The organism is Streptomyces sp. NPDC058880 (assembly GCF_042742535.1).
Taxonomy (GTDB): domain Bacteria; phylum Actinomycetota; class Actinomycetes; order Streptomycetales; family Streptomycetaceae; genus Streptomyces.
The window spans coordinates 38407-51312 of the sequence record NZ_JBHYMC010000052.1; the positions used below are offsets into that span (position 1 = coordinate 38407).

At 72.6% G+C, this 12906-nt stretch carries 13 protein-coding genes; 10 read left to right on the forward strand and 3 right to left on the reverse strand.

The genetic code is table 11. The annotated features are described in order from the left end of the window. Positions 1-181: 181 nt before the first annotated feature. Positions 182-1318: a threonine aldolase family protein gene (locus ACFW2G_RS25005; RefSeq protein WP_384585214.1), complete on the reverse strand. Its 1137-nt coding sequence runs from the start codon at positions 1316-1318 to the stop codon at positions 182-184. Positions 1319-1426: 108 nt separating this feature from the next. On the opposite strand from ACFW2G_RS25005, the gene ACFW2G_RS25010 reads away from it, so the two are divergent. Genes ACFW2G_RS25010 through ACFW2G_RS25030 form a run of 5 tightly spaced genes read left to right on the forward strand, consistent with a single transcriptional unit; the run spans position 1427 to position 6844 of the window. Then, positions 1427-2338: a Rossmann-like and DUF2520 domain-containing protein gene (locus tag ACFW2G_RS25010; RefSeq protein ID WP_384455477.1), complete on the forward strand. Its 912-nt coding sequence runs from the start codon at positions 1427-1429 to the stop codon at positions 2336-2338. Further along, entirely contained in the window at positions 2335-3327 is a 993-nt protein-coding gene (panC, locus tag ACFW2G_RS25015; protein ID WP_384455474.1) for a pantoate--beta-alanine ligase, read from the forward strand. Before ACFW2G_RS25010 ends, panC begins: the two co-directional genes overlap by 4 nt. Then, the gene (locus ACFW2G_RS25020; protein WP_384455471.1) at positions 3324-5060 is read left to right on the forward strand and encodes an L-aspartate oxidase; all 1737 of its coding nucleotides are present in this window, start codon (positions 3324-3326) and stop codon (positions 5058-5060) included. The genes panC and ACFW2G_RS25020 overlap by 4 nt, the downstream gene beginning before the upstream one ends. A gap of 2 nt (positions 5061-5062) precedes the next feature. Further along, positions 5063-6031 carry a carboxylating nicotinate-nucleotide diphosphorylase gene (gene nadC, locus ACFW2G_RS25025; RefSeq protein WP_037921199.1) on the forward strand — a complete coding sequence of 323 codons (969 nt, stop codon included), beginning with the start codon at positions 5063-5065 and terminating at the stop codon, positions 6029-6031. Positions 6032-6034: 3 nt separating this feature from the next. Next, positions 6035-6844, forward strand: a complete 810-nt coding sequence (locus tag ACFW2G_RS25030; RefSeq protein WP_037921197.1) for a type III pantothenate kinase — start codon at positions 6035-6037, stop codon at positions 6842-6844. A 47-nt stretch (positions 6845-6891) separates the two neighbouring features. Here the strand turns inward: ACFW2G_RS25030 and ACFW2G_RS25035 are convergent, their stop codons facing one another. After that, positions 6892-7329, reverse strand: coding sequence for an ATP-binding protein (locus ACFW2G_RS25035; protein WP_037921195.1), 438 nt, complete (start codon positions 7327-7329; stop codon positions 6892-6894). 186 nt (positions 7330-7515) lie between these two features. On the opposite strand from ACFW2G_RS25035, the gene ACFW2G_RS25040 reads away from it, so the two are divergent. The 3 genes from ACFW2G_RS25040 (at position 7516) to lepB (ending at position 9393) form a co-directional block, all read left to right on the forward strand. Beyond that, the gene (locus tag ACFW2G_RS25040; RefSeq protein WP_037921193.1) at positions 7516-8367 is read left to right on the forward strand and encodes a helix-turn-helix transcriptional regulator; all 852 of its coding nucleotides are present in this window, start codon (positions 7516-7518) and stop codon (positions 8365-8367) included. A gap of 13 nt (positions 8368-8380) precedes the next feature. After that, positions 8381-8590 (forward strand): DUF397 domain-containing protein, encoded by a 210-nt coding sequence (locus ACFW2G_RS25045; protein WP_037921191.1) that lies wholly within the window; start codon positions 8381-8383, stop codon positions 8588-8590. Positions 8591-8748: 158 nt separating this feature from the next. Continuing rightward, positions 8749-9393 (forward strand): signal peptidase I, encoded by a 645-nt coding sequence (gene lepB / locus ACFW2G_RS25050; RefSeq protein WP_384585218.1) that lies wholly within the window; start codon positions 8749-8751, stop codon positions 9391-9393. Between the two features lie 107 nt (positions 9394-9500). On the opposite strand, the gene ACFW2G_RS25055 is transcribed toward lepB, so the two are convergent. Next, positions 9501-9710, reverse strand: coding sequence for a hypothetical protein (locus tag ACFW2G_RS25055; protein WP_384585221.1), 210 nt, complete (start codon positions 9708-9710; stop codon positions 9501-9503). Between the two features lie 220 nt (positions 9711-9930). Here ACFW2G_RS25055 and ACFW2G_RS25060 point away from each other — a divergent pair, with 220 nt between their 5' ends. Both ACFW2G_RS25060 and ACFW2G_RS25065 read left to right on the forward strand, forming a co-directional pair. Next, a complete protein-coding gene (locus tag ACFW2G_RS25060) occupies positions 9931-11055 on the forward strand; it encodes a DUF5937 family protein (protein WP_037921186.1) in 1125 nt (374 codons plus the stop codon). Positions 11056-11310: 255 nt separating this feature from the next. Then, positions 11311-12864: a M28 family metallopeptidase gene (locus ACFW2G_RS25065; protein ID WP_384455459.1), complete on the forward strand. Its 1554-nt coding sequence runs from the start codon at positions 11311-11313 to the stop codon at positions 12862-12864. The last annotated feature ends 42 nt before the right edge of the window (positions 12865-12906 follow it).

A 12906-nucleotide genomic window follows, 5' to 3' on the forward strand; every position in this document is an offset into this window, starting at 1 on the left:
GGTCCTCACCGGCGACTTTCACGCAACTCGGCGTTTCGCCGCAGCCCCGAGGGGGTGCGGATGGTACGGCTCCGCGCAGTCGGAGCCGATTCGCCCGACCCCGGCAGAGAAGCGTTCCAGGCCCCGGCAAGGGCCGTTCCCGGCCGCGGCGGGAGCCGCTTCCGGCCGCGGCCGGGCGGCGTCAGATCCGGGCCACGAAGGCCGAGACCGCCTCGTGGACCTCGGACTCCGTCCAGGACAGGCCCGGCTCGGTGACCTCCAGCTCGGTCACCGCGAGGCCCGGCGGCCCCCCGGCCGACCAGCGGCGGAAGAAGACCGTGCCGGTCTCCTCCGCCTGCCGCAGGCCCGCTTCCGTCAGCCGGTCCGGGTCGTGGGGCAGCCACACCTGGAACTGGTGGGTGTGCGGCTCCTCGGGGTGGACACGCGCCCAGGGGACGCCGGCCTTCCCGAGGGCCTCGCGCAGAGCCCGGGCGACCATTCGTGCCTGGGCCACGTACGCCGGCAGCCGCGGGAGCTCCCGTTCGAGTCCGGCCAGCGCGGCCAGGGCCTGCGGGAACTGTCGGAAGATCTGGCCCCCGTAGCGGTGGCGCCAGACCCTGGTCTCCTCCACGAAATCCGACGGCCCGGCCAGGGCCGCCCCGCTCAGGCCGCCGAGCGACTTGTAGAACGAGACGTACACCGAGTCGGCCAGCCCGGCGATCTCCGGAAGCGGGCGGCCGAAGCGGACGGTGGACTCCCACAGCCGGGTGCCGTCGAAGTGGATCACCGCCTCCCGCTCCCGTCCCGCCTCCACCACCGCCCGCAGCTCCTCCCAGGTGGGCAGCAGGAACCCGGCCTCGCGCAGCGGCAGCTCCAGCATCAGCGTGCCGAAGGGCTCGCGGACCTCTTCGACCTCCTGCGCGGTCGGCTGGCGCGCCTCGGTCGTCGGGTGCACCACCCGCAGCCCGGAGACCACCGACAGGGCCTCGCCCTCCCACATCTCCGGGTGGCTCATCGGGTGCAGCGCGACGACCGGGTTCCCGGTCCGGCCGGCCCAGCAGCGCAGCGCGACCTGCTGCGCCATCGTGCCGCTGGGGAAGAAGGCGGCGTCCTGCGTCCCGAGCAGCTCCGCGACCCGCCGCTCCAGTTCCTCGACGATCCCGTCGCCGTAGAGGTCGGCCGGCGCGTCCATGTCGTGGTCGTACGGGCCCTGGGCGAGCCGCGCCAGCGACTCACCCAGCGTCGCCTCGCGCGGACTGCGGGTCAGGGTCCGGTCGGCCGCCCGCCAGGCGGCCACGAGCCGGGCCGTGCGTCGCGTTTCGTCGTCGCTGTCGCTCATGGCCCCTGATCCTCGCCCCTCGTCCCCGACCGGCCAAGAGCCCCACGGGCTAGCATGGCGGCGTAACGTCCGGTACCCCTGCGGACTGGAACGGAAGGCATTCCCCGCGTGAATCCATCACAGCAGCCACGCCCTGCCCGGCTGGCCGTCGGCGTCGTCGGGGCGGGCCGGGTCGGCCCCGCGCTGGCCCGTGCGCTCCAGCAGGCGGGCCACCGTCCCGTCGCCGTGTCGGGCGTCTCCGACGCATCCGTGCGCCGTGCCGCGCGCATGCTGCCCGACGTTCCGCTGGTGCCGCCCGCCCAGGTGCTGGAACTGGCCGACCTGGTCCTGCTGACCGTCCCCGACGACGCGCTCCCCGCGCTCGTGGAGGGACTCGCGGAGACCGGAGCGGTCCGGCCCGGCCAGCTCCTCGTGCACACCTCGGGCCGGTACGGGACCTCCGTGCTCGACCCGGCGCGCCGCGCGGGCGCCCTGCCGCTGGCCCTGCACCCCGCGATGACCTTCACCGGAACCGAGGTCGACGTGCAGCGGCTGGCCGGCTGCTCCTTCGGCGTCACCGCCCCCGACGAGTTGCGGCTGGCCGCCGAGGCCCTGGTCATCGAGATGGGCGGGGAGCCCGAGTGGGTCGCGGAGGAGAGCCGCGCGCTGTACCACGCGGCCCTCGCCCTCGGTGCGAACCACCTGGTCACGCTGGTCGCCCAGTCGCTGGAGCTGCTGCGCAAGGCGGGGGTCGCGCACCCCGACCGGATGCTCGGCCCGCTGCTCGGCGCGGCCCTCGACAACGCCCTGCGCTCCGGCGACGCGGCCCTGACCGGGCCGGTGGCCCGCGGTGACGCGGGGACGGTCGCCGCGCACGTAGCGGAGCTGCGCCGGCACGCGCCGGGCACGCTCGCCGGATACCTGGCCATGGCCCGCACCACTGCCGACCGGGCCCTCGCGCACGGTCTGCTCAAGCCCGAACTCGCCGAGGACCTGCTCGGCGTTCTCGCCGACACGGACCCTGACGGGGGCGATCAGTGACCGAGCTGCTGCTGCACACCGCCGACGAGCTGCACAAGCTGCCGCGCACCGGGCGGCGGGCCGTGGTGATGACCATGGGCGCCCTCCACGAGGGTCACGCCACCCTGATCCGCGCGGCCCGGGAGCAGGCCGGGCCCGAGGGGCAGGTCGTCGTCACCGTCTTCGTCAACCCGCTGCAGTTCGGGGCGGGTGAGGACCTCGACCGCTACCCCCGCACCCTCGACGCGGATCTGGCGCTCGCCGAAGAGGCGGGCGCCGACGCGGTGTTCGCCCCCGCGGTCGACGAGGTCTACCCGGGCGGCGACCCGCAGGTGCGGATCAGCGCCGGCCCGATGGGCGAGCGGCTCGAAGGGGCCACCCGCCCGGGCCACTTCGACGGGATGCTGACCGTCGTCGCCAAACTGCTCCACCTGACCCGCCCCGACCTGGCCCTCTTCGGCCAGAAGGACGCGCAGCAACTGGCGCTGATCCGGCGGATGGTGACCGACCTGAACTTTCCCGTCGAGGTGGTCGGTGTACCGACCGTCCGCGAGGAGGACGGCTTGGCGCTGTCGTCCCGCAACCGCTATCTCTCCCCCGCGGACCGGCAGACCGCCCTGGCGCTGTCCCGGGCGCTGTTCGCCGGCCGCGACCGGCTCGCCGCGCAGGCGGCGCTGAGGGCCCGTGCCGAGGCCGCCCCGGCCACCGACGAGCGCGCCACCGCTCTGGCCCGGCTGGGCGAGATCCGCGCCTCGGCCGACGCCCACGCCGTCTCGGCGGCCTGCGCGGGCCTGCCGGACGCGGTCCGGGCCGCGGCCAGCCACGTGCTGGACGACGCGGCCCGCTCGGAGCCGCCGCTCGTGCTGGACTACCTGGCGCTGGTGGACCCGCAGGACTTCACCGAGGCCGGTCCCGACTTCACCGGGCGGGCCGTGCTGGCCGTCGCCGCGAAGGTCGGCACGACCCGGCTGATCGACAACATCCCATTGGAATTCGGAGCACACTCGTGAGCACCCCTGCCAGAGGCCCCGTCGGCAGCACCGGCATACGGCTGCACGCGCCGGCGCCCGGCTGGTCCCTCGACGCCGACGTCGTGGTCGTCGGCTCCGGTGTGGCGGGTCTGACCGCCGCGCTGCGCTGCGCGGCCGCGGGCCGCCGTACCGTCGTGGTCACCAAGGCCCGGCTCGACGACGGCTCCACCCGCTGGGCCCAGGGCGGCATCGCCGCGGCCCTCGGCGAGGGCGACAGCCCCGAGCAGCACCTCGACGACACCCTGGTCGCGGGCGCCGGCCTGTGCGACGAGGGGGCCGTACGACTGCTCGTCACCGAAGGCCCGGACGCGGTACGCCGGTTGATCGACACCGGTGCGGTCTTCGACACCTCCGCCGAGACCGGTGAGATCGAGCTGACCCGGGAGGGCGGCCACCACCGCAGGCGGATCGCGCACGCGGGCGGCGACGCCACCGGCGCCGAGATCTCGCGGGCGCTGGTCGAGGCCGTGCACGCCGCGGGCATAGAGACGGTGGAGAACGCGCTCGTCCTCGACCTCCTGCAGGACGCGCAGGGCCGTACGGCCGGTGTCACCCTGCACGTCATGGGCGAGGGCCAGCACGACGGCGTCGGCGCCGTCCATGCGCCCGCCGTGATCCTCGCGACGGGCGGCATGGGCCAGGTCTTCTCCGCCACGACGAACCCTTCGGTGTCCACGGGCGACGGTGTGGCGCTCGCGCTGCGCGCCGGGGCCGAGGTCTCCGACCTGGAGTTCGTGCAGTTCCACCCGACGGTGCTGTTCCTGGGCCCGGACGCCGAGGGCCAGCAGCCGCTGGTCTCGGAGGCCGTCCGCGGCGAGGGCGCCCACCTCGTCGACGCCGACGGCGTGCGCTTCATGGTCGGTCAGCACGAGCTGGCCGAGCTGGCCCCGCGCGACATCGTCGCCAAGGGCATCATGCGCCGCATGCAGGAGCAGGGCGCACAGCACATGTACCTGGACGCCCGGCATTTCGGTGCGCGGATGTGGGAGCAGCGCTTCCCGACGATCCTGGCCGCCTGCCGCGCGCACGGCATCGACCCGGTGACCGAGCCGATCCCGGTGGCGCCCGCCGCGCACTACGCCTCCGGCGGCGTCCGGACCGACCTGCACGGCCGCACGACCGTCCCCGGCCTGTACGCCTGCGGCGAGGTCGCCTGCACGGGCGTGCACGGCGCGAACCGGCTGGCCTCCAACTCCCTGCTGGAGGGGCTGGTCTTCGCCGAGCGGATCGCCGAGGACATCGCCGCGCAGGAGTACGGCGGCGGCGGCCCCGGCGTCCCGGTGCCCTCGACCGGTCCGCTGCAGCCCGCCGGGGCCCGGTACGAGGTCCAGCGGATCATGACGGACGGCGCGGGCGTGCTCCGCTCCGCCCGCTCGCTGGCGGCGGCGGCCGAGGCCCTCGAAGGGCTGTACGCCACCGCCCTGAACGATCTCGAAGCACACGGCAAGACCGCCGAACCCGGTGTGGACACCTGGGAGGCCACGAACCTGCTGTGCGTGGCGCGGGTCCTGGTCGCCGCCGCACGGCGCCGCGAGGAGACCCGCGGCTGCCACTGGCGCGAGGACCACCCGGACCGGGACGATGCCCGGTGGCGCCGCCACCTCGTGGTCCGGCTCTCGGACACCGAGAAGCGGGCCCTGGTCGTCGTACCCACCGACTCCGCGGACTTCCCGTCCGCGCACCCCCTGAGCACCCCGAGCCTGGAGCAGTGACCGTGAGCACCCCCGAACTTCCCCTCATCGACCAGAACGACGGCGGCTGCGGCGACGACTGCGCCTGCGGCGACGGCGAGGAGAGCGGCCTCGACCCGGCGCTGGCCCAGCTGCTCGCGGACGCGGGCCTGGACCCGATCGAGGTCGAGGACATCGCCCACATGGCGCTCTCCGAGGACCTCGACGGAGGCGTGGACGTCACCACCGTGGCCACGGTCCCCGAGGACGCCGAGGCCATCGCCGACTTCGTCGCCCGCGAGGACGGCGTCGTGGCGGGCCTGCGCATCGCCGAGGCGGTGTTCTCCGTGGTGTGCACGGAGGCCTTCGAGGTGGAACGGCACGCGGAGGACGGTGACACCGTCAAGGCCGGCGAGGTGCTGCTGTCGGTCCGCGCCCGCACCCGAGACCTGCTGACGGCCGAGCGGAGCGCGCTGAACATCCTGTGCCGGCTCTCGGGCATCGCGACGGCCACCCGCCGCTGGGCGGACGTCCTGGAGGGCACGCAGGCCAGGGTCCGCGACACCCGCAAGACCACGCCGGGCCTGCGCTCGCTGGAGAAGTACGCGGTCCGCTGCGGCGGCGGCGTCAACCACCGCATGTCCCTCTCGGACGCGGCGCTGGTCAAGGACAACCACGTGGTCGCCGCGGGCGGCGTCGCGCAGGCCTTCACCGCGGTGCGCGAGGCGTTCCCGGAGGTCCCGATCGAGGTCGAGGTCGACACGATGCACCAGGTACGCGAGGTCCTGGACGCGGGCGCGGACCTGATCCTGCTGGACAACTTCACGGTCCCGGAGACCGAGGAGGCCGTCACGCTGGTGGCCGGCCGCGCGGTGCTGGAGTCCTCGGGCCGGCTGACCCTGGACACCGCCCGGGCGTACGCGGAGACCGGGGTGGACTACCTGGCGGTCGGCGGGCTGACCCACTCCTCGCCGATCCTGGACATCGGTCTCGATCTGCGCGAGGCGGTGTAACCGGTGCTCCTCACCATCGATGTGGGCAACACCCATACGGTCCTGGGCCTGTTCGACGGTGACGAGATCGTCGAGCACTGGCGCATCTCGACCGACCCGCGGCGCACGGCCGACGAGATGGCCGTGCTGATGCAGGGCCTGATGGGCATGCACCCGATGCTCGGCAGCGAGCTCGGCGACGGGATCCACGGCATCGCGATCTGCGCGACGGTGCCGTCGGTCCTGCACGAGCTGCGCGAGGTCACCCGGCGCTACTACGGCGACGTGCCGGCGGTGTTGGTGGAGCCGGGCATCAAGACGGGCGTGCCGATCCTGATGGACAACCCGAAGGAGGTCGGCGCGGACCGCATCATCAACGCGGTCGCGGCGGTCGAGCTCTACGGCGGCCCGGCGATCGTCGTCGACTTCGGTACGGCGACCACCTTCGACGCGGTGTCCGCCAAGGGTGAGTACGTGGGCGGGGTGATCGCCCCGGGGATAGAGATCTCGATGGAGGCACTCGGCGTACGGGGCGCCCAGCTGCGCAAGATCGAGCTGGCCCGGCCGCGCCACGTGATCGGCAAGTCCACGGTCGAGGCGATGCAGTCGGGCGTGATCTACGGCTTCGCGGGCCAGGTCGACGGGGTCGTGGCCCGGATGGCCAAAGAGCTGGCCGGGCCACACGGGGATCCGGAGGACGTCCGGGTCATCGCGACCGGCGGGCTGGCCCCGATGGTGCTGGGCGAGTCGTCGGTGATCGACGACCACGAGCCGTGGCTGACGCTGATCGGGCTGCGGCTGGTCTACCAGCGCAACGCACCGAACTTCCAATGACGCTGCCGGGACCGGGGCCGTACCCCGTGGGTGCGGTCCCGGTCCCGTCAGGCGTGGACCTCGACCCACAGCAGCTTCCCCCCTGCCTTCCCGTACAGCCCCGTCCCGCCGAGCGGATAGCCGCCCCAGTTGGCGGCGTACGCCCGCACGAGGAACAGCCCGCGCCCCCGTTCGGCGCCCGGCCGCGGCGCCGCGACGGGTGAGTCCGCCCCGAAGGGCGGAGGGATGTGGGGATTGCTGTCCCAGACGCTGACCCGCAGCCGGGTGGACCCCATGGCCCGGAGCCGGAGGGTGTACGGGCCGTCCGAGTAGAGGTAGGCGTTGGCCAGCAGCTCACCGGCCAAGAGCTCGGCCGTCTCCACGAGCGCGCTCATCGCGTGCGTCCGGAGCACGGAGCGCAGGGTCTGGCGGGCGAGGCCGGGGGCGCGGGGATCTTGCGGGAGTTGCAGGCTGTAGGCCCACGACGGAGATACGGTGGCAGGCATGGAAGTCTCCGATCACGGAGGGGTGTTGGTCGCTTTGCGCTTGCTGCCCGGTGACCGTGCCGCTCCGTCGAGCGGGGTACTTCCGGGCGGGGTGGCCTGCGTTCCAGACTAGACGCCACCAAAGATTCTTTGCGCGAATCTAAGGTCTTCGATCCGGAATTCCCTCGTGTGAGTGAGGAGTGAAACATGGTCGCCCGCCCCGTACCAACGGCCCGTCGCGCCCGGCTCGCCGCTGAACTGCGCAAACTCCGCGAGCGGGCCGGTATGACCGCCACCGAGGCCGCGGCCGCGATCGGCACCAGCTCGGGTCAGCTGAGCAACGTGGAAACCGCCAGGTTCGGAGTGAGCCCCGACCGCGTCCGTGCCATGGCACGCGTGTACTCGGTCTGCGACGCACAACTCGTGGACGCGCTCGCCTCGATGGCCGCCGACCGTACGAACGGCTGGTGGGAGCAGTACCGAGAGGTACTTCCGCCCAGCCTCCTGGACCTGGCCGAGCTTGAACACCACTCGTTGGCACTGCGCGCCGCCTATACAGCCCACGTCCCAGGCCTTCTACAGACGGCGGACCACGCGCGGGAAGTCTTCCGGCAGGTGGTCCCGGAACTGACCCCTCCCGAGGTCGAGCACCGGGTTTCCCACCGGATCAAGCGGCAGGACGTGCTCTACCGCAGCGATCCCATCCCCTATACGGCGATCATCCACGAGGCGGCCCTGCGGATGCGGTTCGGCGGACACGCCGTCGTCAAGGGACAGCTCGTCCATCTCATCGAGATGGCACAGCGAAGCCAAGTCCGCATCCTGGTGATCCCCTTCGAGGCGGGATCATTCCCCGGTGCCGGCCAGTCGATCTACTACGCGCACGGTCCCGTGCCACAGCTCGACACAGTCCACCTCGACCAGTCACACGGTCCGGCGCTGGTGGACGCCGAGGCCCGGTTGGACGGATACCGGCTCCTCCTTGGCCGCATGGAGACCATGGCCCTCAACCGCGAGAAGAGCAGCGAGTTCATCCACAACATCCTGCGCACCCTGTGAAGGGAAGACCTCAATGTCCGTGCTCAGCTGGCATAAGTCGTCCTACTGCGGCACCGGCGAAGCCTGCGTCCACGTAGCGGCGGCCGCCCGCGACGGGGCCGTGAGGGTGGCCGGCAGCGACGCCCCCGGCGAGGACCACCTCATCGTCTCGCCGGCCGCCTGGTCCGCCTTCCTCCGAGCGGTCAAAGCCGCGCCGGGGGTGCGGGAGGGCGGGCGGCGGTAGCCGGCGAGCGTGCGAGAAGGGCCGGGCTCCGGCACCGCGAAGCCCGGCTGGCGTACTCCGCACCGGCGGCCCGTACAGTTTCGGGCGCATCCGGGGAACGAGGAAAGCAGGACGTGCACGTGGGAACACAGGACCGCAGGCCGGGACACCGTCTGCGCGTGGCAGCGGTGGCACTGCTGGCGCTGGGCGGGGTCGTGGGCGGTGTCGGGGGCCTCGGCGGATACTTCTTCATACCGACCAGGGTCATTCCGTCGGACCACATGAGGCCTACCCATCCGGCAGGCGGATCGATGGACTTCAACACGCTCGCTACCGGTGTGGACCGCGGCGATGTGGTGCTCTTCGACGCCGCGGCCTGGGGCGAACGGCATCTGTCGATCGAACGCGTGATCGCGGTGGGCGGCGACCGCATCGCCTACGCCCCCGGGGAGCGGACACTGACCCTGAACGGGAAGCCGCTGGACGAGCCCTACGTCCTGAACGGCGATCCGGTGGCGGGATCGCCCGGCGCGTTCGACGTCACCGTGCCCGAGGGCCGTCTCTTCCTCCTGGGCGACAACCGCGGCAACTCCGCCGACTCCCGGTACCGGTCCGAGGCGTCGGAGGGAGGCACGGTTCCCCGGGAGGCGGTGAGGGCCACGTTCATCGACGAGGGCGCCCCGCTGGTCGTCGGCCTCCGGTCAGCCGCGCTCGCAGGCGCCGGGGTGCTGTTCGCGGGTGCGGGGCTCGGCCTCGCCGCACGGCGGTCGCGCCGCAGGGCGACGGTTGCGCCACCGACCGCGGAAGCGGTGCCGGGAGTCTGAGGTCCGGGCACGGCGGCGGCTCCGGCGGGGCGGGTAGGACGCGCCGGCGCCGCCGACGGAGAGCCTGACCGCTCCGATCGCCACCGCGGAGACACCGCCCCCGCGGCTCAGCACGGGTGCGGGCGGCTCAGCATCCGCCGCAGGGCGGCCCGCCAGGGGTGGCGGGCCTCGCCGCCGTCCAGGACGGCCCGGAACTGCTGGTAGGAGTGGGCCGCGCGAACGACGGCGACATCGTCGCGCCCCGGCGGCGGGGGCATGGGGGTGCCGTGCTGGGACGCGCGGTAGGTGTCGATGAGGTACTGCTCTATCGCTGTCATGACTCCACCCTCACCCCGTCGGCCCCGTCGCGCACGACGGTTGACGGTCCACGTCAATCGTCCGGCCGCCGGGGCCCGCGGGGCGGCCGTGGGGCGGTCCTCCCGGCGCCCGCGATCACTCGTCCGGCGGCCGCGCCGAGGCCATGGCGGCCACCCGTACGGAGGCGCCGGGACGCCGGGGCGGACTTCCCCGCCGTGCGGACACGGACAGAATGGCCCGATGAGCGTCACCATCGACATCGCCGGGCTCCCCCACGAGCGGATCACCTTCGCGCCCTCCCCGCTGGCCGAGCTCAGCATGGCCCTGCACGCTCTCTCCCAGCCGTCGCACCACCCGCGGCTCGCCTCCTGGACCGCCGCCACCTCCGCCTCGCTCGATCCGTGCCTCGCGGACCGTCTGCTGGAGGCCGACTTCCTGTGGCGCACCTGCTTCTCCGACATCTTCATGGCCTTCGCCGGGATCCCCGGCGAGTCCGGGCGCCCGGCGGCGACGCTGGCCGAAGAGCTCGACGTACTCGACCGGCTGGACGACGAGCGGTTCGTGGGGGCCGCCCTGGAGCACTGCCATCCGGCGCTCTACAACGCGGGCGGCGGGCCCTCGCCGCTGGAGAACCCGGCGGCCCGCGCCAGGGCGCTGGAGGCGGCCGCCGCCCGCGGCCCGCGCCAGCTGGACTTCTCCGTACGGCTGCTGGATGACACCGCGGCCGTGCGGACGTGGCTCAGGCGGCTCCTGGAGGACTGCGACGAAGCGTTCTTCGCCCGGACGTGGGAGCGTCTGGAGCCCGGCCAGAGCGCCGACGCCCGGCACAAGGCCGAGCTGCTGCGCCGCAAGGGCCTGCCGGCCGCGCTGAAGGACGTCTCTGCGGCCCTGAGCATCGACGAGGGCCTCACCACCATCACCGCCGACAAGATGGTCCACGGGACGACCACGGCCACCGATCCCCGAATAGGCAGCGGCCTCGTCCTCGTGCCGACCAACTTCGGGTGGCCGCACCTGCTGGTGCTGCACGCACCGCGGTGGCGGCCGGTGGTCCACTACCCGCTGGACACCCATGGGCCGACCGCCGAGCCGGGCTCGGTGGAACTGCTCCAGCGGCGGATGGAGGCACTGGCGCACCCGATGCGGATGATGCTGTGCCGGAGTCTGGCCCGGGCCCCGTTCACGACGAGCGAGCTGGCGAAGGTGTACGGGATCACTCCGCCGGAGGTGTCGCGGCACCTGGCCGTCCTGAAAAGGGCCGGTCTGATGCATACACGGAGGCAGGGCCGATATGCCCAGCACCAGTTGGATCTGAGCGCTGTTGCGCGCATCGGTTCCGACTTCATCGAGGGCATCCTCCGATAGCCCGTCCGACAGGGCCAACCGGCAGGTGGATGGCTGGATTTGACCGGCCCAGAGTCACCGATATACGGAATTCATGAACCGAAATCAGCGAAAACTCTGGCCATGATGGCCACTTGCTGTCTAACGTGCGCTCACTGTTCCCCCACGTAACGCGCACCGCGTCCGCAGAACCGGTCCGCCGTGCTCCGCCGCGCTGTGCCCTGCTCCGCCTGCACTGCTCCGCCTGCCCTGCTCGCCTGTCGTGGAAGGATCTTCATGCCCTCACGCCGTATAGCCGCAGCAACCGCCGCCCTGGCAGCCGCGGCGCTCGTCTCGCCCCTGCTGCTCGCCGGACCGGCCGGTGCCACCGGGAGCCCGCGGAGCGACGCCGCCAAGGCGGACGCGCTGGCCCGGAAGCTGGTCAAGGACGCGACCGGCAAGGGAGCCTTCAACCACCTCAGGGTCCTGCAGTCGATCGCCGACTACAACAACGGCAACCGGGCGGCCGGTTCCAAGGGCCACGAGCAGTCGGCCAAGTACGTCGAGGCCGTGATGAAGGCGGCCGGCTACAAGGTCACGCGCAACGCGTTCGACTTCGTGTACGTCGAGACCCTCGCCGAGAAGCTCACGGTGAACGGCGCCACCGGGCGTGACGTCCCGATGCACCTGATGACGTACACGACGAGCACCCCCGAGGGCGGCGTGACGGCCGAGGTCGCCGTCGCCCCGGTCGACGCGGACGGGACGAACGGCTGCGAGCCGGGCGACTTCGCCGCCGGCGGCTTCACCGGCAAGATCGCCCTGATCAAGCGCGGCGGCTGCACCTTCGCGGCCAAGCAGGCCAACGCCGCCGCGGCCGGCGCGGTCGGCGCGGTCGTCTACAACAACACCGCGGGCGCCCTGAACGGCACCCTGGGCGACCCCACCGTCGGCAAGGTCCCGACCGGTGGCATCACCCAGGAAGACGGCGAGAAGCTGGCCGCCGAGGCCGCCGCCGGTCCGGTCGAGATCACCCTCGACATCCGCGAGCTCCGCGAGAACCGGACGACGTTCAACGTCATCGCCGAGACCAGGGGCGGCGACGAGAACAACACCGTCTTCCTCGGCGCGCACCTCGACTCGGTCGCGGCCGGCCCCGGCATCAACGACAACGGATCCGGCTCGGCCGGCATCCTCCAGGTCGCCCAGCGGCTCGCGAGCGAGCAGAAGAAGATCAAGAACAAGGTCAAGTTCGCCTGGTGGTCCGCGGAGGAGTTCGGCCTGCTCGGCTCGGAGGCGTACGTCGCCGGCCTGACGGACGAGCAGAAGAAGCAGATCAGGCTCTACCTCAACTTCGACATGATCGCCTCGCCGAACGCGGCGTACTTCGTGTACGACGGCGACGACTCCGACGGCGTCGGCGCGGGCCCCGGCCCGGAGGGCTCCGCCCAGTTGGAGAAGGGGATCACCGACTTCCTCGACTCCAAGAACATCCCGCACGCGGGCACGGACTTCTCCGGCCGCTCGGACTACGGCCCGTTCATCGAGGTCGGCATCCCGTCCGGCGGCACCTTCACCGGTGCCGAGGGCATCAAGACGCCGGAGGAGGCCGCGAAGTTCGGCGGTCAGGCCGGTGTCGCCTACGACGTGAACTACCACGGCAAGGGTGACGACATCACCAACATCGACCAGAAGGCGCTCGACATCAACGTCGACGTCATCGCGGACGCGGTCGGCCACTACGCCTACGACCTCGCCCCGCTGTCGAAGCCGGTCGTCTCGCAGCCGACCCCCGGCGGCAGCGGCGGTGGCGGCGGTCTGCACACCGGCCACGACGCGGTCGAGCAGTAGGAACCCACGCCGAAGGGGCGCGATCCCGCGGGGATCGCGCCC

What these genes read in the sequence shown, in the direction of transcription:
- ACFW2G_RS25005 (WP_384585214.1), bottom strand. Translation starts at nt 1,318, where the DNA reads ATGAGCGACAGCGACGACGAAACGCGACGCACGGCCCGGCTCGTGGCC.
- ACFW2G_RS25035 (WP_037921195.1), bottom strand. Translation starts at nt 7,329, where the DNA reads ATGCCTGCCACCGTATCTCCGTCGTGGGCCTACAGCCTGCAACTCCCG.
- ACFW2G_RS25040 (WP_037921193.1), top strand. Translation starts at nt 7,516, where the DNA reads ATGGTCGCCCGCCCCGTACCAACGGCCCGTCGCGCCCGGCTCGCCGCT.
- ACFW2G_RS25045 (WP_037921191.1), top strand. Translation starts at nt 8,381, where the DNA reads ATGTCCGTGCTCAGCTGGCATAAGTCGTCCTACTGCGGCACCGGCGAA.
- ACFW2G_RS25055 (WP_384585221.1), bottom strand. Translation starts at nt 9,710, where the DNA reads ATGACAGCGATAGAGCAGTACCTCATCGACACCTACCGCGCGTCCCAG.
- ACFW2G_RS25060 (WP_037921186.1), top strand. Translation starts at nt 9,931, where the DNA reads ATGAGCGTCACCATCGACATCGCCGGGCTCCCCCACGAGCGGATCACC.
- ACFW2G_RS25065 (WP_384455459.1), top strand. Translation starts at nt 11,311, where the DNA reads ATGCCCTCACGCCGTATAGCCGCAGCAACCGCCGCCCTGGCAGCCGCG.